The organism is Methylicorpusculum sp., from assembly GCF_030651835.1.
Lineage (GTDB): Bacteria > Pseudomonadota > Gammaproteobacteria > Methylococcales > Methylomonadaceae > Methylicorpusculum.
In genome coordinates this window covers 1-23,174 of record NZ_JAUSBX010000007.1, presented here as the reverse complement: position 1 = coordinate 23,174, position 23,174 = coordinate 1, and the positions used below count along the sequence as shown (strand labels likewise).

20 protein-coding genes and 1 pseudogene are annotated in these 23,174 nt (G+C 48.9%); 6 read left to right on the top strand and 15 right to left on the bottom strand.

Annotated elements, in window-relative coordinates:
* Positions 1-69 (bottom strand): annotated as a pseudogene (locus Q7V32_RS00860) (IS200/IS605 family transposase); the annotation flags it as partial.
* A 253-nt stretch (positions 70-322) separates the two neighbouring features.
* Positions 323-1,102, bottom strand: a complete 780-nt coding sequence (locus Q7V32_RS00855; RefSeq protein ID WP_304895102.1) for a hypothetical protein — start codon at positions 1,100-1,102, stop codon at positions 323-325.
* A gap of 151 nt (positions 1,103-1,253) precedes the next feature.
* On the opposite strand from Q7V32_RS00855, the gene Q7V32_RS00850 reads away from it, so the two are divergent.
* Complete coding sequence (locus Q7V32_RS00850) at positions 1,254-2,540, top strand: transposase (RefSeq protein ID WP_304895101.1); 1,287 nt, start codon at positions 1,254-1,256, stop codon at positions 2,538-2,540.
* On the opposite strand, the gene Q7V32_RS00845 is transcribed toward Q7V32_RS00850, so the two are convergent.
* The 7 genes from Q7V32_RS00845 to hsdR all read right to left on the bottom strand — a co-directional run bounded on the left by Q7V32_RS00845 (position 2,489) and on the right by hsdR (position 12,487).
* Positions 2,489-4,408, bottom strand: a complete 1,920-nt coding sequence (locus tag Q7V32_RS00845; RefSeq protein WP_304895100.1) for an ExeM/NucH family extracellular endonuclease — start codon at positions 4,406-4,408, stop codon at positions 2,489-2,491. The two genes, Q7V32_RS00850 and Q7V32_RS00845, sit on opposite strands and share 52 nt — an antisense overlap.
* Positions 4,409-4,806: 398 nt before the next feature.
* The gene (locus Q7V32_RS00840) at positions 4,807-5,490 is read right to left on the bottom strand and encodes a hypothetical protein (protein ID WP_304895099.1); all 684 of its coding nucleotides are present in this window, start codon (positions 5,488-5,490) and stop codon (positions 4,807-4,809) included.
* Positions 5,487-7,352 carry a restriction endonuclease subunit S gene (locus Q7V32_RS00835; RefSeq protein WP_304895098.1) on the bottom strand — a complete coding sequence of 622 codons (1,866 nt, stop codon included), beginning with the start codon at positions 7,350-7,352 and terminating at the stop codon, positions 5,487-5,489. Before Q7V32_RS00835 ends, Q7V32_RS00840 begins: the two co-directional genes overlap by 4 nt.
* A 334-nt stretch (positions 7,353-7,686) precedes the next feature.
* Positions 7,687-7,983 carry a GIY-YIG nuclease family protein gene (locus Q7V32_RS00830; RefSeq protein ID WP_304895097.1) on the bottom strand — a complete coding sequence of 99 codons (297 nt, stop codon included), beginning with the start codon at positions 7,981-7,983 and terminating at the stop codon, positions 7,687-7,689.
* On the bottom strand, positions 7,983-8,561 hold the full coding sequence (locus Q7V32_RS00825) for a DUF1016 N-terminal domain-containing protein (protein ID WP_304895096.1): 579 nt from the start codon (positions 8,559-8,561) through the stop codon (positions 7,983-7,985). The genes Q7V32_RS00830 and Q7V32_RS00825 overlap by 1 nt, the downstream gene beginning before the upstream one ends.
* Positions 8,558-10,015: a class I SAM-dependent DNA methyltransferase gene (locus tag Q7V32_RS00820; protein ID WP_304895095.1), complete on the bottom strand. Its 1,458-nt coding sequence runs from the start codon at positions 10,013-10,015 to the stop codon at positions 8,558-8,560. The genes Q7V32_RS00825 and Q7V32_RS00820 overlap by 4 nt, the downstream gene beginning before the upstream one ends.
* Positions 10,016-10,018: 3 nt before the next feature.
* Entirely contained in the window at positions 10,019-12,487 is a 2,469-nt protein-coding gene (hsdR, locus tag Q7V32_RS00815; protein WP_304895094.1) for an EcoAI/FtnUII family type I restriction enzme subunit R, read from the bottom strand.
* Between the two features lie 7 nt (positions 12,488-12,494).
* Here hsdR and Q7V32_RS00810 point away from each other — a divergent pair, with 7 nt between their 5' ends.
* Together Q7V32_RS00810 and Q7V32_RS00805 are read left to right on the top strand one after the other, a co-directional pair.
* Positions 12,495-12,662, top strand: coding sequence for a hypothetical protein (locus Q7V32_RS00810; RefSeq protein WP_304895093.1), 168 nt, complete (start codon positions 12,495-12,497; stop codon positions 12,660-12,662).
* A 254-nt stretch (positions 12,663-12,916) separates the two neighbouring features.
* Positions 12,917-13,198, top strand: a complete 282-nt coding sequence (locus Q7V32_RS00805; protein WP_304895092.1) for a hypothetical protein — start codon at positions 12,917-12,919, stop codon at positions 13,196-13,198.
* Here the strand turns inward: Q7V32_RS00805 and eutC are convergent.
* From eutC to Q7V32_RS00775, 6 genes are all read right to left on the bottom strand, one after another.
* The gene (gene eutC, locus Q7V32_RS00800; protein WP_304895091.1) at positions 13,187-13,999 is read right to left on the bottom strand and encodes an ethanolamine ammonia-lyase subunit EutC; all 813 of its coding nucleotides are present in this window, start codon (positions 13,997-13,999) and stop codon (positions 13,187-13,189) included. The two genes, Q7V32_RS00805 and eutC, sit on opposite strands and share 12 nt — an antisense overlap.
* A gap of 145 nt (positions 14,000-14,144) precedes the next feature.
* Positions 14,145-15,551: an ethanolamine ammonia-lyase subunit EutB gene (locus Q7V32_RS00795; RefSeq protein WP_304895090.1), complete on the bottom strand. Its 1,407-nt coding sequence runs from the start codon at positions 15,549-15,551 to the stop codon at positions 14,145-14,147.
* 69 nt (positions 15,552-15,620) lie between these two features.
* The gene (locus Q7V32_RS00790; RefSeq protein ID WP_304895089.1) at positions 15,621-16,463 is read right to left on the bottom strand and encodes an endonuclease/exonuclease/phosphatase family protein; all 843 of its coding nucleotides are present in this window, start codon (positions 16,461-16,463) and stop codon (positions 15,621-15,623) included.
* Between the two features lie 236 nt (positions 16,464-16,699).
* Complete coding sequence (locus Q7V32_RS00785; RefSeq protein WP_304895088.1) at positions 16,700-18,451, bottom strand: EAL domain-containing protein; 1,752 nt, start codon at positions 18,449-18,451, stop codon at positions 16,700-16,702.
* A gap of 220 nt (positions 18,452-18,671) precedes the next feature.
* The gene (locus tag Q7V32_RS00780) at positions 18,672-18,872 is read right to left on the bottom strand and encodes a hypothetical protein (protein ID WP_304895087.1); all 201 of its coding nucleotides are present in this window, start codon (positions 18,870-18,872) and stop codon (positions 18,672-18,674) included.
* 411 nt (positions 18,873-19,283) lie between these two features.
* Positions 19,284-19,622: a hypothetical protein gene (locus Q7V32_RS00775; RefSeq protein ID WP_304895086.1), complete on the bottom strand. Its 339-nt coding sequence runs from the start codon at positions 19,620-19,622 to the stop codon at positions 19,284-19,286.
* On the opposite strand from Q7V32_RS00775, the gene Q7V32_RS00770 reads away from it, so the two are divergent.
* From Q7V32_RS00770 to Q7V32_RS00760, 3 genes are all read left to right on the top strand, one after another.
* Positions 19,612-20,034 carry a VPLPA-CTERM sorting domain-containing protein gene (locus Q7V32_RS00770; protein ID WP_304895085.1) on the top strand — a complete coding sequence of 141 codons (423 nt, stop codon included), beginning with the start codon at positions 19,612-19,614 and terminating at the stop codon, positions 20,032-20,034. The genes Q7V32_RS00775 and Q7V32_RS00770 overlap by 11 nt on opposite strands.
* A 53-nt stretch (positions 20,035-20,087) precedes the next feature.
* Positions 20,088-21,962, top strand: coding sequence for a 5'-nucleotidase C-terminal domain-containing protein (locus tag Q7V32_RS00765; protein ID WP_304895084.1), 1,875 nt, complete (start codon positions 20,088-20,090; stop codon positions 21,960-21,962).
* Positions 21,963-22,105: 143 nt separating this feature from the next.
* Positions 22,106-22,696 (top strand): peptidoglycan-binding protein, encoded by a 591-nt coding sequence (locus tag Q7V32_RS00760; RefSeq protein WP_304895083.1) that lies wholly within the window; start codon positions 22,106-22,108, stop codon positions 22,694-22,696.
* The last annotated feature ends 478 nt before the right edge of the window (positions 22,697-23,174 follow it).

Genomic DNA, 23,174 nt, shown 5'->3' with positions numbered 1-23,174 from the left:
CTTTGGAATAAACACCACATGGTATTTGCAATCCCATTTGCTATGGCTCAAACTTTGATATTCTCTCATTTTCGATTCTCCTATCTTTTGGTCGAGATAAGAGCATCGTTGCGACCGCCTTATAGGTCAAACCTTTGAGAGTCCCCCGGCATAGCCGGGGGTTTACCAATATTAATTATGCCTTTACGTTGTAAAGCGGGAATCACCCATCGCTTTATCGAGTGCCGACAATTTACTCAAATTCTTATTAGTTCTGACAGAAATGACTGAATTGCTTGTCTCGAGAAACCGGAAAGCCTGAGACTTTCCGGCTGTCCCCCAGCTATTTCACTTTGACAGAATAATCTTTAAAGTGGCTGTACCATGAACGGTAATCTGCATAAGTTACGCAGCCGCTGCGATCGTAATCGGCCTCTGGGTTGTAGTTTTTCTTACCATCGCATTGACCAAGCGTTCGGCTGAACGCAACCCTGTCTTGGTTATCGACATCACCGTCGTTATCCAGATCGCCCTTAACCAACACTTCAACCAGCAAAGGATCATGATCGGAAGAACGAAAGACATCGGGACTGTAAAACTCAGTCACTTGACCGGCTGATTTGAACTCGACGTTATAATCCAAGGCTCTGGGTTCATCCGCGTTGATATGCCATACGGCTAAACCTTTGACTTGCTTGGTCAAACTGGAGTTTGCCAGCGCATGATCCAAAACACCCGACTCACCGCCGAACACATAGCTGTAAGCAGCACTGTCGCCAATCATCTTATCTACCAGATTAACGTAACCCGCGGTCTTGAGTGCGGCAATAGGATCTTCTTTGGCATAGGCATTCAAGTCGCCGATAATCATGACATTAGCCCCATTACTGCCGGTCGGATCGGTCATCAACCAGTCTGCCAACGCCAGCGCTGCAGCAGTTCTGGTTAAATTGCAATTCCCTTGACCGTCTCCGGTATCGGGATCACTCACGTCATCACAGCTGGACCCTTTGGATTTAAAGTGATTGACCGCAACGGTAACGGTGTCCGCAATATTATTTAGGATAGCAAGAACTATGGATACCAGCGTTGCACTGGAGCCGCGTAAAGCACAAACAGCCACATTTAATGGCCGAGAACACTTGATTAATAGGGCGCTCAAGGACGAATAGCAAAGGCCGGAGCGCATGAAAAATAATTTAAAAAAAGCTTGACAGGTCAGTCAGAGCATGATCGCGTAATATTGTTTATAATCAACAGTTTACGCCAAAATAATGACAAAAAGACTCGACTCCCTAAAAGCGATTTTACTGACTAATACGGTTTTGGAAGAATGGTTCCGTCCACTGCAAAACACCTTGGATAAAGTCCGCTACTCACGTAAACGCTTTTCCACACTGAGCGTTGAATTCTTTATCCTATTGGGCTGTCTACGCCAGCTACAAGGAACTCAAATAATGCGCGATCAGATTCAATCGTTGTTTGATCTGGACGAGTCTTCGGGCAAGGTGCCTTTGGCACGATCAACCTGGTCTGATGCCCTGGCTAATCTGCAGCGCACAGAAATTCTCAGGGACGCATTGCAAGTCTTGGTTAACGATGCACGAAACGAACTACCCGATCGGTTTGCCGATTTCAAAGAGTTAGGCGCACGACCGATTTATGCGCTCGATGCCACCTATCAAGATGAATCCAGCCATTACCAGCCCTGCTATCCTCATGAGGGCGGCACCGATAACCGAAAAGGCCACATGACGCTGACAACCTATGACCTGCGTGCCGGGATTGCCGTGGATTCGAATACCGAAACGCGCTCTATTGATGAAATGCGTTTTGTTAAAGACGTGTGGCGAGCCTCATGGTGGACCCGTCAAAAAAATGCCCTCTATGTCGTGGATCGAGCTTTTATTGAAGCGCGTTATTGGGATCAAGGTAAAAAAGACGTTAAAGCGACCGTGATTACGCGTATGAAATCCAGTTTTTCATATCAGGTGCTGGAAAACCTGGCCATAGCCGCTGATCCTGTCAACGACGGGGTGGTATCGGATCAGTTGATACACTTGAGGAGCTCATCAGCGGTGTGGCGATTAATCCGGTTTAACGCACCGGATGGTAAGGAATATGAGTATCTGAGTAATGACTATGATTTATCCCCCGGGCTAATAGCCTTTCTCTATCATCGGCGCTGGGATGAAGAAAAATATTTTGATAATTACAAAACAGATATGACCAACTCGAAGGCCTGGGCAAAATCCCCCATGGCTATTGAGCAGCAAGCTCTGTTAGGTTTAGCGACACATCTTTTGATGCGGCTGTTTCTGTATAAAAAAGCACAAGAACTGGGCTTAGAGGAAGATCATCAAACCCAACAAAGAAGGCATGAGAAAAAAGCCGCGGATTACATTGTTAACTGGGAAGGAAACTATAATCGGGTTTTTTTCAAAAAACTCTCAAAAATAACCAAACAGGCCTGGCGCTTCGTCAAAAACAATTTTCTTAAAAAAAGCTCTCAGCGGCTCTTTGAACTCAAGTTACGGCCTGCTTTAATGGCGTATCTATAATTAAAACCGGACACCGTTACCGCAACGGTGAGGGTTTTATTGGACGCTTTGTCCAGGAAAGTTTGCGCTAATACTGGCCGGCTTTTTGTATCTAAAAAGCGCGGATCAACCGAATTATCTAAAATCGCCGAGGCCGCTACGGGCTCTGCCTTAGCGGATTTGAAGATAATACCGACCGCGATTTCATCGGTGCCGATGCGACTGACGCCCGGATCGATGTATTCATATGTGCCTGATCCGGCCACGGCATTAAGCCCATCAACCAGATCCGCAATGGCACTGTGAGCCGCGTAACCGTCATTCTCGATTTCCATTAAGCCGACTATATCGGCATCCATATCGACGATCGCCGCAATGATTTTATCCCGTTGTCGGTTAAATTCAGCTAACGAATTGGCGCCACGCGAAGTGGGAAAACCGCCGCCTAAACCGTCACCGTTAAAATAATTGAGCACATTGAATGAAGCGACTTTCAGCGAACCTATTCCCGGCAATACTGGAGGTGCTGGCCTTGCATTAGTTGAGGAAAATTGGGGGGCTTCAGTAGGATGCAACCGAAACAGGCTGAAATCATAAGCTAAAACCCCTATCGCATCCGACACTGTGTCGCCAATTCTAAGGGTGTTATCAGCATTCAGGCCATTAGGCCCTGGATAAACGACCGGATCAGGGTTCTGCCTATTACTGCCGTCATCAATAACCAAACGGTTCAGCAAATTTTGACCCTTAACAGCATTGGCTGCGTCACCCGGATCGGCAACTTGAGTAGGAATCATCAACCGCGAACCGGACGAAACCATCACTTCCCCAAAACGGGCTAAATTGAAGTTTTCTGTTACCGTCAGCGTTTGTGGGAAATTGACTAACATCCCTTCACGCCACTCCGGATCATTAGTAACCGGATCAAACGGTAAACTCAACTCGGTTACCGCCGGTAAAGGTAATGCGCCGGCACAGATATCGACTGACTTGACTGACTCCAACCGCGTCATATTAAACCGCTCGGACACGGTACCCACGATATGCACCCTATCGCCGACAGTTACAGGAAGGTTAGACGCGATAAACAGACCTTCGGATGTTTTGGAATCGTTATCCGCATCACTGTCTTCTTCCTGCACAAAGAAACCGTTTAGGCCGTTACTGTCCTGAAAACCCCCAATAACAACGGCTTCTATAGACTGCTCGCTACCCAGCAACGGACTATCACTGCCTGAACCTTGAATAGCACTGATTAACACCGCCGGTTGACCACACTTTGAAATGGGCGGTGGAGGCGGTGGCGCCGACGCAAAAAATTGATTGGGATTAATCCGTCCAAAACTATTTTCACTGGGTGAATTCCAGCTAAAGTCTTCATATTCGGAACCGGTTCCGGTCAGTTGCAGCGAATAATTTAAGGGTGTATCACCGGTTTCAGCCACATTGATATCCTGACTTAACCTACCGACCGCAGGACCATTCAATGCGGTAAATGCACCTTCATAACTTAAAAATTGCACCACATTATTCGCTGCATCCACTAATGCCATGCCATCAGGCGCACCATTTTGAATACCGTTGACGGGATAATCGATGATTAGCGTTCCCATGCCGGAGCCTGATTCGTCCGGCAATACACCATTCAGAGTAACGGTGCTGTAGCTTAGACCATTGGCTCCGTTATAGAGAATGACTTGCCATCCGGTCAGGTCTGTTCCTGCAGGACCCACAATTTCTATAGCCTCACCGGCATCGGTTCCCGCGTTATCGTAATGAATTTCGTTAATAAAAACCGGTGTAGCCGCTTGGGCGGTCACCCCTAAATTGAGCACACTCAGCACAGCCAGAGCCGTAATGCGTAATTTATAATGTTGAAAACGTAGCATATCGAAAAACTCCCCCCTCAATTAAATACCCAAAACAGACTCGCCGTATGCTCTGTTACCTTTGCCAGCAGGATTAAAACGGTGCTGACGCTTTACCGACTCTGACTGAGCGTTACAAAAAGTCGATATAACACCCGCAGATCAGGTCAAGCCTTGAGATAGTGTGAGAGATTAAGGTTTTAGGACTATTACGATTACCCGAAATTTTGATTAAACGTATTACGATTTTTGAAAACTCGGAAAGAGGGGGATGGGGAAAAGCGTTGATGAACTGAAGTTTCTTCGTTTTTTAGCGTTATTCAGGTTTGCAGAGGTATGAATTAAGCTTATGTTGGCCTTAATTGTTAACGCTCCCGATCTCAATTTTAGCCAGGCCAGTTTCAAAAAAGGGCTGGAAATTAATCCCCGCCGCCACATCCACCACCGCAACCGCCATCACTGCTGTCGCCGCTGTCGGACCAGTCGCCAAAGCCGTCGGTTGAACCGTCGAAATCAGAACTGGAAAAATCGCCGCCGCAAAAAGGGGTACTTGAGCCGGTGTCGTCGCTGCGCCGGATGCCTCGGCAATCCGGCACGTAGACAAAGCCGTCGGTGATATTGAGTTTTTTGTCGATAGCGAACAGCAGCGGCAAACGAAGGGGTTTGCGAGGATCGATGCTTTCCTCGCGGCAGGTCAGCCACCAGATGCGGCGCAGACCGCTGTTGTTTTGCTTGCTCCGACTTAACACCACCGCCGGGGTATGATGCAGAAAGCCGCCAAAGGCTTTTTTGCAAAAGTTGTCGTAATGGCGGGTATACAGAATCAGCTCATGCCAGAGGTCGTCGGTGACTTGTGACGGCATCGAAACATAACGGCAACCGCCCTGCAAGTAAGCCAGGAAAAACTGCCGCAAAGCCCGCCCCACCAATTGGCAATCCTTCAACGCCAATTCCGGCCGCCGCTTGCGGAGTTTCTCGTAAAGTGCCGGCGGAAAGGAGTAAGTGCGGATATAGTCGGCACGCACGCTCCGCCGCCAGTGCCGCCAAAGCAAGGTCAGCACTATCAACAGGGTGGCAATGATGGCAAGGGAGGCAAACTTCATGCGGCTTGTTTGCTGGCCGGTACCAGCGCTTCGTGCAATAAGGACTCCAGTAGCCGGCGGCTGTCGGCAGCGGTGCGGGTGAGCTGAGCTTCCAGTTGGTCGCACAACGCCATCAGTTCATCGACTTTGGCGACGATGCGGTGTTGTTCGGGGAGAGGGGGAAGTGGAATTAACATTTCTCCAACATCACCCAACCTAAAACTATTTTTGATTCCACGTTGAGGAGCATCGAACTGAAGCTTTGCCCAAGGTGATCGCATTAATTCTGGAAAATACCGATTCTGAACCTCTGGCATAAAGCGCAACAGACAAGTATGTTGATTAATATATGCATCGCCAAAATCCGACGGTATCAAACCTAAATTTCCGACATCGCCAGTTATTGAAATAAGTAAATCATTTACCTCGAGTTTTGTACGAGAGCCTTCGCCATCTTTGGGAGGATTAACATAACGAAATGAATCCGTTCTCAGATTATAGTGCCCTCTCGACAAATTCCCCATCGTTACAAAAACGGCACCTTTAGTTGAGTAATACTTTGCCCAGTCGCGTGAACCAGATGTTATTAATTGAGCAACATCCCAAACTCTAGCCCATGTCCAACCAATAGGAATGGAAAATGGCTGTTCCACATCGGAGATGTATGCCGATATTTTCGGTTTTGGTATTTTTCCATCTTTAAACAAACGGTTCTTTTCCGTTTGAATCCTCTTCAACAACTCCGCCGCAGGCTCATCATTCGTGTTTTGCGGAACCAGCTTCCCGCGGACGGCGAGATTGAGGATGGTTTGTCGGAGTTGTTTAATGTGGGCCGGACGAGTGGTGAGGCGCGGTAGGTTTTCAAGTACGAAACGCACGTCATCGAAGCCCGTCGTCCCGGCAGGGATTGCCGGGATCCAGTTTACAGGGATGTATGCCTGTTTACCTTCCATGCTGCTGACGTTTTGCTGTTTTGGATTCGTATCAGGTAGAAAGGAACCCAAGCCGCTCTCGTCCATGAAGTCTGGATCCCGGCAATCCCTACCGGGACGACGGCTTTGATCAGACTGGTTTAATCTATTCAGGCTGGCGGCCACTAATCGGTCGCGACTTTGTTCCCGCTCAGTTTGCGCCGCCTGCAACCGGTCGCACAGCGCCATCAACTCATCGACTTTGGCGACGATGCGGTGTTGTTCGGCGAGGGGTGCTAAAGGGAATGGAATATTTAGAAGCTCTTCAACCTTTATTCCCTTTACAGTTAACCCTGAACCTTTAAATCCATACGTCTTTAAAAAGTTGTAGAAGTAGTCGATTTCAGAAAGACTCGAAAGCGACAATGCACGCAAGTCTTGATTAATCGCAATTGCCACCCGATTGATAGAAACTTTTCCGAGGCCCATTCGAGTTACGACGATAAGGTTCCCTGCTGGAATTAGGTTTGAAGAACTATCCGCCAAACCTGCTTCAGTGATTCGGTCAATCGTTGAATCAACGTACTTATCTTTGCCAATATCCTTGACGCTTGCCCAGTAAATGTCGCCGCCCCAATAAGTAGAATTATTCTTAGACGGGGTACCTCCCCCAACATGATTATTTACAGAAACCCCAAGTGGAACCCATTTCCAGGTTGCTGGCAGTTCATATGGCATATTAGTGGTGATTGGGGCTAGAGTTTTTGATTCTTTGTTATTTCCCTCTTTAAGCAATCGCTCTTTCTCAACCTGAATCCGAGCCAATAACTCCCCAGCCGGCTCATCATCCGGATCCTGCTCGACCAATTTCCCGCGCACCGCCAAATCCAGTATAAACCGCCGTAAACGCGGAATAGCATCCGGCGCTTCGCTAATGCGGTCAAAATGTTGCAGTAATTGGTCCGGGTTCATACTTTTATTTTGGGTTGTAAGTGCAAATGGCCGTCGCCCCGGCAGGGAATGCCGGGGTCCAGTTTACAGGGAGGTAAGCTGTATTAAACGGTTTGGCCCCAGGCGCTTCGCTGATGCAGTCGAAGTGTTGCAGTAATTGTTCCGGGTTCATACTTTTATTTTGGGTTGTAAGTGCAAATGGCCGTCGCCCCGGCAGGGAATGCCGGGGTCCAGTTTACAGGGATGTAGGCAGTGTCGATCACAGTAAAGTATTGAGCCAGTCGCATCCTTGCAGTCTGGGTCCCAGCACCCGTTAGAGCGCGCAAGCGAATCCCTGCCGGGACGACGGAGTTGGTTAAGGCTTGGATAATTCGGGCCATAAGTCCTGCCATTGCGGGTTGTTCTGCTCAATCAAACCTATTTTAGCTTTTCTATCCCATTTTTTAAGTTGCTTTTCGCGCTGGATGGCGCTTTCCATGGTTTGGTGAGGTTCGTACCACACCAGATCGTGTATTTTGTAGCGTTTGGTGAAGCCTTCGGCCAGCTCGTTTCGGTGTTGGTACACCCGACCGACCAAGTCCGTAGTGACGCCGATGTACAAGGTACCGTTGCGTTGGCTGGCGAGTAGGTATACGCAGGGGTGCTTTGTCATCAGAGGCTTTTCAACATCCATGTGGGCTGGATTCCGGCAATCCATGCCGGAATGACGAATTTCTTGAAGCTGGCGGACAAAGTGTCGAGGTGAATTTGTGACAGCACTGCTGACACTTTTGCGGGATTGAGTACGGTGCGCTCGAACAAGGCTGTTTTGAGTTGGCGTTCCAGGTCGCGGCTGCTCCATTGCTCTTTAATCGCCAGACGCAGGTAAAACTCGCGTTCTTCCGGGCGTTTGCTTTGATTGAGGATGATCAGGTTATGGGTCCAGGGTAATTGTCTCAGCAGTGCCGAGACTTTTTCATCGTCCTTATAAGCCTCGTAAAGCTGTCGCATTCTGAACAAGTTGGCACGGGTAAAACCTCGCAAACCGGGTTGGGTCTGAGCCAGATGAGCAGCTAGCTGTGACACCACGCCATCACCCCATTCGGCGGCTTCGATCTTGCGGCTGATGATCTGACCGACCTGCCAATACAGGTCGATCAAGGCAGTATTGACCGCCTGCACCGCACGTTGGCGTGCGCTGACGATCAGTTGGGTGATTTCTGTGAAGTCGCTGCTAGCAAGCTGGTTCATCGCAGTAAGGCCTCGGCCAGAATGTTCTTGAGCTGGTCACGCAAATGGGCAACGGTTTGTTCATCCTGTTCCAGCTTGGCTAACAGTTCTGCCGGATCGCCGTGATCGTCGGCAATGGTGTGCGGATTTTTAGAATCCAGGTTGTAGTTGCGGGCCTTGATATCATCGATGGTCACTTTCCAGGCGTATTCGGTTTCCTGGCGCCCTACTCTATCCGCCCCGCCCCACCAATCGACACAGCCTTGCAGGTGTTCGACGCGGATGGGTTTGGTCATCGAGTAGGCTTTTTGCGTAACCGGCACTTGATGCTCGAAGAACCAAACGTCCTGAGTGGGCTGGCCTTTCTCGAAAAACAGCAAGTTGGTGCCGATGCTGGCATAAGGTTTGAACACGCTGTTGGGCAGGCGCACGATGGTGTGCAGATTACATTCTTCCAACAGGTGTTCTTTCAGGCGGGTTTTGACGCCTTCGCCGAACAGCGAGCCGTCCGGCAAAACGATAGCGGCACGGCCGCCGGGCTTGAGCAGGCGGATGAACAAGGCCAGGAACAAATCGGCGGTTTCCTTGGTACGGAAATGGGCCGGGAAGTTGGATTCGATGCCATCTTCCTCACGACCACCAAAAGGCGGATTGGTCAGAATGATGTCAACCCGGTCGGCTTGGCCGTAACTGATGTAGGGCTTGGCCAGGGTGTTGTCGTGGCGGACAAAGCTGGGGTCTTCGATGCCGTGCAGCAGCATGTTGGTGACGCAGAGCATGTGGGGCAGCTGCTTTTTCTCGACTGCGCGCAGACTGGCTTGCAGCGATTGTTCGTTTTCGACTTTTTTGACGTAGCGGTCGCGCATGTGGCGGATCGAGCAAGTCAGAAAGCCGCCGGTGCCGCAACTGGGATCGAACAGAATTTCGCCGGGCTTGGGATCGATACGATCCACCATGAAGGCAGTAACAGCGCGTGGGGTGTAATATTCGCCGGCATTACCGGCGCTTTGCAGGTCGTTGAGCAGTTGTTCATAAATATCGCCGAAATGCTTACGCTCGGCGAGGTCGTTGAAATCGACGTCGCTGATTTTGTTGATGACTTGGCGCATCAACTGGCCGGACTTCATGTAGTTATAGGCATCTTCGAACACGCTTTTGACCACGCGAATGCGGTTGGCTTGCTTGCCGAACACCAGTAAATCTTTCAGGGCCGGGAACAGTTCGGTATTGATGAAAGCCATCAAGGCGTCGCCGGTGATGCCTTCCGGATCGGCAGCCCAGTTGCGCCATTGGAATTGTTCAGGAATCGGCGATTGGTAATCGTCCTGCATGATTTCCAGTTGCTGATCCTGGTCGTCGATGATTTTTAAAAAGAACATCCAGCACAGTTGCGACAGGCGCTGGGCATCACCATCGACGCCGACGTCCTGGCGCATGATGTCTTGAATGGATTTAACGGTGTTTCTGGCTGACATGGGTTAGGCGACTTCCTCGTAGAGTGCGGCTTGCAGTGCGTGGACGGCTTGTTCGAAATGGGCTTTGCCGCCGAATTGTTTGATCAATTGGAATGCAGTGCCCATCCGGTCGAACGGGGCAATTTCCAGTATTTTGACATTATCCAGGCCGGTGACCACGCCTTCGTCCTGATATTTATCCAGCAAGGCTTCCAGAACGGCACGGGCTTGTTCTCCGTATTGGGTGAATACATCGCGTTTTTTGACGTTGTTGGCCCGTTCCCGGCGAGTCAGCGGTGGCTGATCGAAGGCGATGTGGCAGATCAGGTCGAAGGGGTCGAGGTCTTTGCCGACTTCTTCCAGCAAGGGTTCCAAAAGCAAGCCTTCTTCGGCCAATTCTTCGATGATGGCCTCTTTGCGTTCGGCGCTTTTCCAGCGTTTTAAAAACTGATCCAGGCTGGCGAAATGAGCACGAATGGCTTTGCGGGAAAAATCGCGCAGGGATTCGGTAATCAGTTTGCCGTTTTCGTCCAGGTATTCGACCCGTTCTTTCAACACGCTGACCGGCTTACCTTTGACACGGTATTTGGGGGGCGGCTCTTTGACGTCTGGCGGGTCCGGCTCTAGCGTTGGCGGTACAAACAGGATTTCTTCATCGTCGGCGGGAGTATCCGAGATCGGGTTTTCGGGATCGACAGTCGGGGGAATGGCGTCCGGCGGCGTGACAGGATCGTCTTCGTCAGGTGCGTAGATTTGGACCGGTTCGCCGTCAAAATCTTTGTCGGCAAAATGCGCACTGGCTTGGCGAAAATCGACCAGCGTAAAATAGAATTTTTTCAGGTATTCATACAGTCGGGTACCACGCCCCAGAATTTGCTTGAATTCGGTCATCGAGCCAACGGAGCGGTCGATAACGATCAGTTTGCACGTTTGGGCATCCACACCGGTTGATAACAGGCGCGAGGTGGTGACGATGACCGGGTAGGTGGATTCCGGGTCGATAAAGTTATCCAGTTGGGCGATGCCGGCACCATCGTCGCCGGTAATGCGCATGATGTAGCGTTCGTTTTTTAACACCTCATCCTGATTTTCCAGGATCAATGCCTGACGCAATAATGCGGCGTGTTCGGTATCAACGCAGAAGACGATGGTCTTTTGGTATCGGTCGCCGCTTTGCTTGAGGTAATCGGAAATCCATTTGGCGACTCGCCGGGTGCGGCTGTCGATGATGATGTTACGGTCGAAATCCTTGATGTTGTAAATGCGATCGTCGATCAGCCGTCCTTGTCGGTCGGTTTCACCTTTGTTGGGTCGGTAGCCTTCGACATCAATGTCCAGATGCACTTTGATGACTTTATACGGGGCCAGAAAGCCGTCGCTGATACCCTGTTTTAACGAATAGGTGTAAACCGGTTCACCGAAATAATGGAGATTGGAAACGTATTCGGTTTCCTTGGGTGTAGCGGTCAAACCAATCTGGGTGGCGGGTTTGAAATGCTCCAGAATTTCACGCCAGGCAGAATCTTCGGCGGCGCTACCCCGATGGCATTCGTCGATGATGATCAGGTCGAAAAAGTCGGGCGATAACTCACGGTAAATCTTTTGCCGCTCTTCAGGGCCAGTCAGTGCCTGATAAAGGCCAAGGTAAATTTCATAGGCGGTATCTATACGGCGTTTGTTATCGATTGCAGTAGTCAAATCAACGAAGCTGCCATCGTTGCGTTCGATGGTTTTGGCGTTGGTGCTGAGCTTGGCCATGGCGGGGCCGAAGGGGCGAAAATCGTTGACCATGGTTTGGTTGACCAGAATATTGCGGTCGGCCAAAAACAGGACTCGCTTTTGCCTGCTTTTGTGCCAGTCGGATTTCCACAAACGCCAGATGATTTGAAAGGCGGTGTAGGTTTTACCTGTGCCGGTCGCCATCACCAAAAGCACACGGTCCTGGCCTTTTGCAATGGCTTCGATCGTGGCGTTGATGGCATTGCGCTGGTAGTAGCGTGGTTCTTTGCCGCTACCGTCGTCGTAATAGGGTTCGAGGATGATGTCTTCTTGCTGCGAATCGATATGCTTCCAAAGCCGATAGTGTTGCCAAAGGAGAGCGGGGCTTGGAAATTGATCCGGCGCGAGGATTTGTTCCAACGGGTCGGATTGGCCGGTTTTGTCGTGAAACAGAAAACCGTCACCATTGCTGGAGAATACAAACGGTACTTGCAATGTGGCGGCATAATCAAGAGCTTGTTGCATGCCGTCGCCAATGGCGTGGTTGTTGTCCTTGGCTTCGATGATGGCAATGGGAATATGCTGATAGTACAACACATAATCGGCGCGCTTGGCTTTACCGCGAGTCACCAGTCGGCCCCGGACGATAATCCGGCCCTTGGTGAACGTCACTTCCCGACGGATTTGTGTCGCTTCATCCCAGCCAGACTGAATCAGCTTGGGTGTAATGTATTTGGCACAGATGTCGGCTTCGCTGAGTCCTTTTTTTGACATTCTATCGATGTTTCTAATCCAAAAGGGAAATACCCCGAAAATCGTTGCCGTTCAGGTAGTCGGCAAACAACGCCAACGACAGGGATTGACCCGGAAACGAGGCGTAATAGTCAAACAATTACCCAACAAAATCAAGCAATATCGATACAGCATGAAACGGCACCCGGCCAAGTAAATTTATCTCTTTACGCCGGTCTTCAGTTTTTCGGCGAGGTTAACATCGATCGCAAGTCTCTAGCCATGACCGTGGATTTAAAGGATATTGAAGCCAACGTTGTATTTAGCCAAACCCTGTCGGCTTCTCAGCACCCTTATAAAGGCCGTGACCGTGACTAATCGGTATCGCCGTAATCCATAGCGGGATCTGGCAATTTATTTCCAACTGTTTTCTTTGCCGATTTTAAATGGGTATAAACCACGAGTTAATAGTTGAAAAGACATCGAAGCCGTCATCCCGGCATGGATTGCCGGGAATCAGGTCACAAGGATGTGATTGATTTTCGCCATCCAAGGCTTCTGGAGCCCGGCAATCCAAACCGGGGCAACGGCAACAATTACCGCAAACATCGCCATTTAACGATAGGCGGTATTGTACTGCGGGCCATACCCCCGACAAAAGGCGGTTCAATCGCGGGCATGGCCCGCTCCTACTCAATACGCTTAACTATAAAGCATTGGAAGGCACCCTCCCCCAGCATTTTAATCCAGTAAAAAATTAGCCCGTTCCAGTTGCGAGGCAGGATGAGCATCGCTGGTTTCGTCTTTTAAATTGACACCCGAAAACTGTAAACGCTCTGCTTCATCGATAAGATAGAGTAATTTTTTGAGCGCTTGTGCATAACTCAGGCCATGTTGGTGGATATTGGAAATACAGTTGCGATCAGCATCCGTAGTCTTGCCGGATCTGGCCTGGTAGGTAAAATAAATTCCCATGCTGTCGGGGGAACTGAGTCCCGGTCTTTCTCCGATCAACACCATACACAATCGGGCTGAAAAATGTTCGGCTAACGCATCGCCAATGGCAACCCGTCCATGCCGGACCAGACACATCGGCGGCACTGCGTAGCCGCGATGAGACAGTTCGGGTAGTAATAAAGTCAAAAAAAGGATGGCATGCCGTTCAATGGCTTTCGATGATAAACCGTCGGCCACCACCACGACGGCATCAAACGGCCTACTTTCCAACTGCGTTAAAGTCTGTAAAGCTGACTCGCTCAGTAGGCGGCCCAAATCAGGTCTTTGCAAGTAGGCGCGATGATGTTCCACTTGAGTTTGCAAGGTGATGGCCGCCATTCCCTGCTGATTTAAGTGTCGAGTCAGCGCCGAAAAGTCCAAAGGACTTTTCACTGCATCACGCGCCAAAGCATGAGCCAACTGAAAATCCAGACAGGCTTGCGTCGGCAAACTCATGCCCGCCTTCCCTAATGCAATACGCGCCGGGGTGAATTGTTTCATGCTCAGCCAGGGATCGTGGCTTAGCTCCAGATCATTAGGATCAGTAAGATCACTCATAGTTTAATTTAGGCTAATAGTAGGCGTCGCCCCGGCAGGGATTGCCGGGGTCCAGAAGCCATGGATTGCGTTAGGCTTTCACATCCTTGTGACCTGGGTTCCGGCAATCCATGCCGGAATGACGGTGTTGATTTACTTTCAACTACTAACGCGAACATAGCCTTAATATAGGCAGCTTTTGTAAAGACGATTTAAACAGTTCAGGCACGTCAGACCTTTGTTGCAACTGATTAACCGCGTTAAAAATTTCGTGTTGCTGAAGCCACTGCTCAAATTCAGGCGCCGGTCGCAAACCCATCAGTTGACGTACATACAGCGCATCATGAAACGAGGTGGATTGATAATTGAGCATCACATCATCGGCTCCGGGTACACCCATGACAAAGGTGCCTCCGGCAATGGCAAATTGAGTCAGCAACATATCCATATCATCCTGATCGGCTTCGGCGTGATTGGTGTAACAGACATCGCAGCCCATGGGCAGACTCAATAATTTACCGCAAAAATGATCTTCCAAGCCGGCGCGGATAATCTGTTTACCATCGTAAAGGTATTCGGGGCCGATAAATCCGACCACGGTATTGACCAGCAACGGCGAAAATTTACGAGCAACCGCGTAAGCTCTGGCCTCACAGGTTTGTTGATCTAAGCCTTCATGAGCATTCGCTGATAACGCACTGCCCTGCCCGGTTTCAAAATACATGCAGTTGTTGCCCAGCGGGCCTCGATTCAGGTCCAATGCTGCCAAGTGAGCTTCTTTCAATAGACTTAAACTGATGCCAAAGCTGTCATTGGCCTTTTGCGTTCCGGCAATGGACTGAAAGACCAAATCGACCGGCGCACCCTGTTCAATGGCTTTTAGTGTGGTTGTGACATGCGCCAACACACAGGCTTGAGTCGGTATTTGATAACGTTCGATGACATCGTTGAGCATGTGCAACAAGCGCAACGTCGCCTCAAGATTATCGGTGGCAGGGTTGATTCCGATAACGGCATCACCGCAGCCGTAGAGCAGACCGTCCAGTAGACTGGCCGCAACGCCGGCCGGGTCATCAGTGGGATGATTCGGTTGCAAGCGCGTCGAAAAGCGCTTTTCCAGGCCGATGGTATTACGGAAACGGGTAATCACCCGGCATTTTTTGGCAACCAGGATCAAATCCTGGATACGCATGATTTTAGACACGGCCGCCACCATTTCCGGCGTCAAACCTTGTGAAACAGCAGAAAGTGTCTCTGGTGTGGCTTGTTCAGATAATAACCAGTTGCGAAAATCACCCACGGTCAGATGGCTAATAGGGGCAAAAGCAACCTGATCATGTTCGTCAATAATCAGTCGTGTGACTTCGTCCCGTTCATAAGGCACCACGGCTTCATTGAGAAACTGTTTAAGCGGCATATCGGCCAGCACAAATTGGGCGGCAACGCGTTCCAGATTATTAACGGCTGCCACACCGGCCAGATAATCACCCGACCGCGCCGGCGTCGCTTTGGCCATCAGGTTTCGCAAATTCCTAAAATCATAGGATAAATGGGCAACACGGGTTTTATACATGGATGCGATAGGGGAATGATTGAAGCGCTTTGACCCGGCGCGATTTTGTTGTCATGTAAGTGAACACGCTCAAAAAAGATCGAATCGGGCCAAATAACCAAAATGATCTGAAACGACAGGATAGAAATGATCATTGAAAATTAAATCCATCGTCCTGATTTGCATGGCACTACCGTTACGTTTGAAGATATAGTCGATACGTTTGGGACTATCGTTTTTCCAGCCGTCAATCTGGCCATGATAACTGGGCTGGTAAAAACGCTGCGGATGCACGCTGAAATATTGATCCACATATTCGCCATTGCCAACAATAGTCTGATACGCCTGTTCTCCGGCAGGCGCATTGAAATCACCCGCTATCAAATCCGCTCTGACGCCAAAATGCAGGCGTGAATAGATTAATTGTTTAAGGTTATAAAACTCTTCATAAAAGCCATGATGCGCCCAGCTTAAGTGGACGTTGGCAACATGTAACAACCCAAACCACGGAACATCAATACAGGACAGAGTGACGTTTCGGGACATATAATTGTCTCGGCGGTGGTCTCTGGAAACATAAGCCGAATAATTATGGTGCATTGGGTAGCGGCTTAAAATCGCAGTCCCTTCCCGCCAGCGATAAAAGCCGATATGACTCCAATCCTGATGAAGGTGATACCAAAGTCCCCAAGTCCGCAATTTGTTACATATCCTAAACGCCATGTTCGACGGTGACTCACCGTAAGGATGGGTAATAGGATCGTACATGTATTCGCCAACTTCCTGAAAAGCAATGACGTCAATCTGTAAATGAGCAATGGCTTCAGCGATGATCTGCACCTCGCGCTCATGCTGATGCATCGTGTCAAAACAGCAATGACGGGGATGTTGCTGATAGGTATGCAGGTTCAGTGTTAAAACCGAGAGTTCCATGGACTCCGTTTTATTCGTAAGTGATTAATTTAAATTAGCCGGTCAGTCAAGCAACCGCTTTTTTCATGGGATAAAGTTTGCCTGATCTTTGTTACCGGTTTATGACCAACGAAGCGAATGGGGTCCGGATACCCAAAGAACGTCGGCAAGCTCAAAAAACGTGAAAATACGACCTTAGCTTTTTCTGTTCACCAAACCAGGGCACAGACCGCCTGATATGTAGCTTATTGTCTCTTTCAATGATGTTGTTTTACGTAGCTTTGGAACCACACATTCAATTCGTTGGCAGGTATTGGCCTGGAGATCAAATAACCTTGAATTTCCTGACAATCAAACAGTTTAATGGCTTCAAGTTCAGCCATGCTTTCTACCCCTTCAGCGATCATTTCTATATTCAGACTATTGCCAAGCGCCATAATCGCGCGAACTATCGCCTGATTAGCGACTGTCTTGGAGATGTTACGAATAAACGACTGATCGATTTTGATCCGGTCAACAGCAAATTTATGCAGATAACTTAAGCTGGAATAACCGGTTCCAAAATCATCTATGGCTAATTTGATGCCTATTTCCCTTAGCTGTGCCAATGTTTGAGCGACATACTCCGTGTTCGTCATCATCAAACCTTCAGTAAGTTCCAATTCAAGATACTGAGGATCAATACTCGTTTCATCAATAACCGCTTTAATCAGGTCGCAAAAACCTTTTTGCCGAAACTGTAAGGGTGAAATATTGACTGCAATTTTGACAGGCGGCATACCTTGATCCATCCATTCTCGGTGTTGCCTGCCCACGTTATACAATACCCACTCGCCGATTGCGTGGATGAGTCCGGTATCTTCAGCGATGGGAATAAACTTGATAGGTGGCACCAAGCCCAGTTCCGGATGATTCCAGCGTAATAACGCCTCGACTCCGACCATTTTATTCTTGGTTACATCGACTTGGGGTTGATACACCAGAAAGAATTGATCATTTTCCAAGGCAGTATTCAGCCGGCTTTCCAGTTTATTTTTTTCGATCATCCCGAAAGTCAGGGTGTCACAATAAATCTGATAAGTATTTCTGCCCTGTTGTTTTACTTCATACATGGCCGCATCGGCTTTTTGAATCAAGCCGTCAAGGTTCTCATCATGCAGTGGATAAATGGCCAGCCCCAGACTTGCTGAAATGCTTAAATTTCGATTACAAAGTTGCATCGGTTCACGTATTTTGGCGACTATCAATTCGGCTACTTTTTCCGCATCAACAATACTTTCAAGGTTTTGCAGAACAACAACAAATTCATCCCCACCCAAACGCGCTAAAGTATCGGATTCCCGCATGCACTGTTGCAGTCGATCAGAAATGACAATCAATAATTGATCACCGGCACTGTGACCCATTGTATCGTTAATAAATTTGAAGCGATCCAAATCAACGAAAATCAATGCCACCAATTTTTTTGTACGTTTGGCACTCAGGCAAGCTTGTTGTAAACGATCTTTAAACAGCAAACGATTCGGCACGCCGGTCAGCTGATCGTAATGAGCCAATTGAAATAAATCGCGTTGCTTTCTCTGCGCAATCTCTTCAAGTAAAGCATGTCCGGTCGCCATTCCTGAATACAAACCGTTTTCGACGATGATGACCCCGTTAACCATATGCCTCATGCCGGACTCAATGATTATCTGAGCCAAATCGTCAATGCAGGTATTGATATCAATAATAATGGGCTCTTTATCCATCATGTTTTTGATCGGATTTTTATGGTTCAGATCACGGGCAAAGGGTTTTAAAAAGATCTCGGTTATCCGCCCTCTCTCAACTAAACCCACGGGTTTTCCCATGTCATCGATAATGGCGCTGGCAAATAAAGTTTTGTCATTAATAAAACAATCCAACACCAGAACAGCTAAGTCTGACTCTAAAAAAGGTTCTACATAGTGGTGCAGCAATCTGACCGTTGATAAGCCCTTAGTATTGTTGAGTAATTCGCTGGAATGCATGATGTTAAAAATAACCGGACATGTTCATCTCGCTAGTCACTTACGACTCGCAGATGATTTGGAGTTGAAATGGAGTATCGTGTTCACTGATCGAACGATCGCATGTTGACTTAAAGAAAAATACGTCACTCAAGTTGGAATTTATCACTGTGACACTTATAAACAATTAGGTCAGGCTAATGTCATGAGTAGAAATGAAAACGCTGAGGTCCGGTTTACCTTAATACGTTATGACATCCCATAAAGAGTGATCAGGAAGTGGCATCCATACCGTCAATCCGACATGGATTGCCGGAGCCGTTAGACCGCATAAGCGAATCCAGGTCACAAGAATGTGAAAGAACAACGCCATCCGAACCCCGCCATTTGGTGCCGTGGCCACATCTATTATTAAAGCAAACATACGCTTAATTGAGCTCATGTTAAGTCCTTAAAATGACAGCATTGTTACAAGCCCTAAAGAAAATGAATCTCCAGCCGTATCTGCTCACCCCCTCCAATTTTAGTGGGTGTTGATGCTTGATTGAAAAGACTTCTGCAACAGGGATGTTGCAGAGAGCTACAGAGATGTATTTATGCGTCCTTTTAAATCAAGCACCTACAACCTTAATTCAAAGAGAGCGAGTAGTTTCCGCCAACCAATTCAACAAAAGCCCTATCATAAATTGGTAATCAAAAACAGAATACGATTCACAAAATCTTAATCAATTTGTCATCGTTCAGTCACTCCTCTCGATTTTAATTAAAGGGCCGTTTCCAGGTAACGGCACACCCGGTCTGGGCATTAATTTTTAAGGTCTGAATCGGGTTAAATTTGCACATTCATCATTTTTTAACCGATTTTTTCCTTTGAAAGAGGCCCCAGAATGAATTCGAACTTGTTACTCGCGGCATTCGCGCTGAGCTTAGTCAGTGCGGGCTCCCAAGCCAACGTCATCACCCAGTGGAATTTCAACTCCATCGTCCCGGACAATGCTACAGGCACGGGTACTACGGTTCCCAATATTGGCAACGGCAACGCGTCACTGGTTGGCGGTGTTGCCGCATCCTTCGCCAGTGGTTCGGCCAGCGGTGGTTCATCCGATCCGGCCCTGAGCGACAATTCAGGTTGGCAAACCACGACATACGCGGCACAAGGCACCGGCGACAAAACCCGAGGCGTGCAATTCAACGTTAGCACCCTTGGATACCAAAACATTTCGATCAGCTATGACTTACGCCACAGCAACACCAGTTCGCGTTACGAACAGGTGCAATACTCACTCGACGGTAACTCCTTCATAGACAGCACTGTTTTCGACGGTAACAGCGGTGATACCTGGTTCAACAACCGGATGATCGACTTTAGTGCGATTCCCGGCGTATCCGATAACGCCAATTTCGCCTTCCGTATCCTCGCCACATTTGCTCCGGACTCATCCACCTACCTCCCATCAAATGGCACCAGCAGCTACGGAACAGCGGGTACTTGGCGTTTCGACATGGTAACTGTCACTGGATCACCGGTACCGGTACCTGCTGCCGTTTGGTTAATGGGTTCGGCTCTGTTCGGCCTGATCGGATTTCGCAGAGCTCAGTCCTGATTTTTTTGGACTTACTATAACCCTATCCGATCGGGGTTTTCGCGATCAATGAAATGATTTACGAAACCCCGATGTTCAGAATCTTTATCAGAGAAACGATCATGCAACTTACAACACCCATTACCAAAGCTTTTTTAGTGGCTGCGCTCGCTACCGCGAACTCTTCGTTCGCTAATACTGAGACTTTCAGCAGTCTGACCTTATTTCACAATAACGATGGAGAATCCAAGTTGTTCGGCGACGCCAACTTCGGTGGCGCCGCCTATTTCAAAACGACACTGGACAGTTTACGGATTCAAAATGCCGGGCGCGATCAATTGACGATTTCGTCCGGAGATAATTTTTTGGCCGGCTTGGCTTTCAACGCGAGTCTGGCTAGCGGACCTTTAGGATCAAGAACCTATTACGACGCACTGGCATTGCAACAGATCGGTTACGATGCCATCACCATCGGCAACCATGATTTCGATTTCGGCCCCCAAGTATTGGCTGACTTCATCACTTTTTATAACGGTCAAGGCGGAACCGCGCCATTCCTGTCGGCCAATCTGAATTTTTCAGGCGAAACCAACCTGCAAAGTCTGGTCAATACCGGCAGTATCGCGAAAAGCACGATCGTCACTAAAAACGGCAATCAATACGGCATCATCGGCGTGACCACCGAAACTTTGCCTAATGTCTCATCGCCCGGCAATGTAACGGTCAATCCGGTATTGAGTGCCATTCAGGCCGAAGTGACCGCACTGGAAAGTCAAGGCATCAACAAAATCATCCTGTCGTCCCATTTGCAGGCCATCGGTAATGAATTGGCATTAATTCCTCAACTGAAAGGGATAGACGTGGTCATCGCCGGGGGCGGCGACGAATTACTGTTGAATGCCGATAACGCCCGGAATACAGTGGCGCAACGCAGCGGTCAATATCCTTTGACCGTACAGGATGCCGACGGTAAAAACGTCGCGGTGGTCACTACCGTGGGTGAATATCTCTATGTTGGAAAATTGGATGTCGAATTCGACGGCGACGGCAAGGTCGTTAACGTTTCAGGCAACCCTGTCGTGGTCGACAAAAATGCCGTCAGCGCCGATCCTGAAATGCAAGCCTCAGTAATCGCTCCTTTGAATAATGCCTTGGCAGCGGCCAATGCTCAGCAAGTTGCAACTACGAACGTCTTCCTGGAGCACAGTGAAGGGAATACCAACGGTCCCAGAGTCATAAGACAACGTGAAACCAATTTGGGCAATCTAATTGCCGACGCGTTTGTTTGGGCCGTGCAAAATGAAAATAAAGGCCTGACGGAAGTGAACCGGCTCCTCGGTCTAACCAATTCTGGCGGCATTCGGGAAGACCTGGACAATGACGAAAACGGTCTGATCACTCAAGGAGAGGTTCAAGCGGTACTGCCCTTCCAAAACTCCATGGCCGTCATCGGCAATGTGAGCGTGCCGACACTGATTGCCGCTCTGGAAAATTCCGTTTCTCGGATTCAAGCCAGCGGCACTGGAACGGACGGACGATTCGCCCAAATTAGCGGATTCGAGTTCGATTACGACAGTAATCGGGCGGCTGGAAACCGGATTATCGAAATCCGGTTGGCGGATGGGACGAAAGTATGGTCGATCAACGAACAAGTGAATTTTGAAGGTTTGTTCGACATTGCTACCAACAGTTTCCTGGCCGGCTCAGGCACACCGGACGGTTACAATTTCGGCTCAGACGTCACCAAGACTATTTTGAGCACAGGTTATGCCGACGCATTACTCGGTTACATCCAATTAGGACTCAATGGCGTCATTACTGCCGATGCCTATCCCTTATCGAGCTCAGGTCGTATCAATCCGGTACCGGTTCCTGCTGCGGTCTGGTTACTAGGCTCGGGCATCCTGGGTTTAGCCGGTCTTCGCCGCAGATCCCTTGATAAAGCCTGATTTCAACGAGCCATTCAAGTGCCGATACTCTCTCCGGGTATCGGCCTATTCCACCAGTTTTATCAGCACAACTCTTTCGGTTCGCTCATTTGAACGCGGTCCTTTTTAAACTTATTCCAGCCAAAAACTAATCGGAATTAAAGATGAAGATTTCAATGCAATTCACGGCAACGTTGGTCATGACATATGTTTGTCTGTCCGCATCGGTAAACGCAGCTGATGAGCAGGGGCGATTCATGGTCAAAGGCGGAGGACGGATCGGTTGCGAACATTATTTAACAGCGCTGGAAACCAAAGGACCCGAATTCATCAGTTTGGCGGGCTGGATCGAAGGATTTATTACTTACGCCAACCAACAAGAACAAGATACATTCGATCTGGTGCCCTGGCAAAGTACTGAATTATTGATGTCAGCCGTAGCAAATCACTGCCGCCAAAATCCCGAAAAAAGTTTTCATCAATCCGCCTATCATGTCTTGCAAGGGGTTAAAACGGGACGACTGAAGAGCAAATCGGAACCGGTCAGCGCAACGGTTGCCGATCAGTCCGTCGTTCTGTACGCGGACATCGTTCGCCGTCTGCAGCAAAAACTTAAGCTACGGGGCTTGTTGACAGGAGATCCCACGGGAATTTACGACAAGGAAACAATCGACGCCGTTCGTGAATTTCAACGGGTCAAAAAATTACCGGAAACAGGCTTACCGGACCAAATGACCTTAGCCCACCTTCTTTAACATATTTCCTGAATATAAAGATCAATCAGCTCAGTTAAAAATTGTCATCTCGGCAGAGCCTGCCCCGGTCAGGGAATGCCGGGTGATTGCCAGATTCAGATGCCATGGATGGCGAGCGCTGAACACCTCCTTGTGCCCTGGATTCCTGCAATCCCAAGGCAAACGCATTAAAATAATATATATATCAATATGTTATCTGGTTGCTTAGAGCGCATAGTCAATTTGGTTTAACTTATGGTGACCCACCCTGGTTCCCGTTTGGCCGCGCCGAGCACTGGCGATTTTGCCGAGAATTGCCCGCTAGGGGAGCGGCAGGGATGCCGCTCGTTTTCGGAGGGCTAGGGATAGCCCATCCGAAAACCCTCGGTGAAATCGTCAGCGCGCAGGATGCAGCGGCCTCCGGGTGTCTTTTCTTTTGGATACTTTTCTTTGGACAAGCAAAGACAAAATCGGCGGGAACGATTTTGAACAGCTTTAG

What these genes read in the sequence shown, in the direction of transcription:
- Q7V32_RS00850 (WP_304895101.1), top strand. Translation starts at nt 1,254, where the DNA reads ATGACAAAAAGACTCGACTCCCTAAAAGCGATTTTACTGACTAATACG.
- Q7V32_RS00845 (WP_304895100.1), bottom strand. Translation starts at nt 4,408, where the DNA reads ATGCTACGTTTTCAACATTATAAATTACGCATTACGGCTCTGGCTGTG.
- Q7V32_RS00840 (WP_304895099.1), bottom strand. Translation starts at nt 5,490, where the DNA reads ATGAAGTTTGCCTCCCTTGCCATCATTGCCACCCTGTTGATAGTGCTG.
- Q7V32_RS00835 (WP_304895098.1), bottom strand. Translation starts at nt 7,352, where the DNA reads ATGAACCCGGACCAATTACTGCAACATTTTGACCGCATTAGCGAAGCG.
- Q7V32_RS00830 (WP_304895097.1), bottom strand. Translation starts at nt 7,983, where the DNA reads ATGACAAAGCACCCCTGCGTATACCTACTCGCCAGCCAACGCAACGGT.
- Q7V32_RS00825 (WP_304895096.1), bottom strand. Translation starts at nt 8,561, where the DNA reads ATGAACCAGCTTGCTAGCAGCGACTTCACAGAAATCACCCAACTGATC.
- Q7V32_RS00820 (WP_304895095.1), bottom strand. Translation starts at nt 10,015, where the DNA reads ATGTCAGCCAGAAACACCGTTAAATCCATTCAAGACATCATGCGCCAG.
- hsdR (WP_304895094.1), bottom strand. Translation starts at nt 12,487, where the DNA reads ATGTCAAAAAAAGGACTCAGCGAAGCCGACATCTGTGCCAAATACATT.
- Q7V32_RS00810 (WP_304895093.1), top strand. Translation starts at nt 12,495, where the DNA reads ATGTTTCTAATCCAAAAGGGAAATACCCCGAAAATCGTTGCCGTTCAG.
- eutC (WP_304895091.1), bottom strand. Translation starts at nt 13,999, where the DNA reads ATGAGTGATCTTACTGATCCTAATGATCTGGAGCTAAGCCACGATCCC.
- Q7V32_RS00795 (WP_304895090.1), bottom strand. Translation starts at nt 15,551, where the DNA reads ATGTATAAAACCCGTGTTGCCCATTTATCCTATGATTTTAGGAATTTG.
- Q7V32_RS00790 (WP_304895089.1), bottom strand. Translation starts at nt 16,463, where the DNA reads ATGGAACTCTCGGTTTTAACACTGAACCTGCATACCTATCAGCAACAT.
- Q7V32_RS00785 (WP_304895088.1), bottom strand. Translation starts at nt 18,451, where the DNA reads ATGCATTCCAGCGAATTACTCAACAATACTAAGGGCTTATCAACGGTC.
- Q7V32_RS00780 (WP_304895087.1), bottom strand. Translation starts at nt 18,872, where the DNA reads ATGAGCTCAATTAAGCGTATGTTTGCTTTAATAATAGATGTGGCCACG.
- Q7V32_RS00765 (WP_304895084.1), top strand. Translation starts at nt 20,088, where the DNA reads ATGATTTACGAAACCCCGATGTTCAGAATCTTTATCAGAGAAACGATC.
- Q7V32_RS00760 (WP_304895083.1), top strand. Translation starts at nt 22,106, where the DNA reads ATGAAGATTTCAATGCAATTCACGGCAACGTTGGTCATGACATATGTT.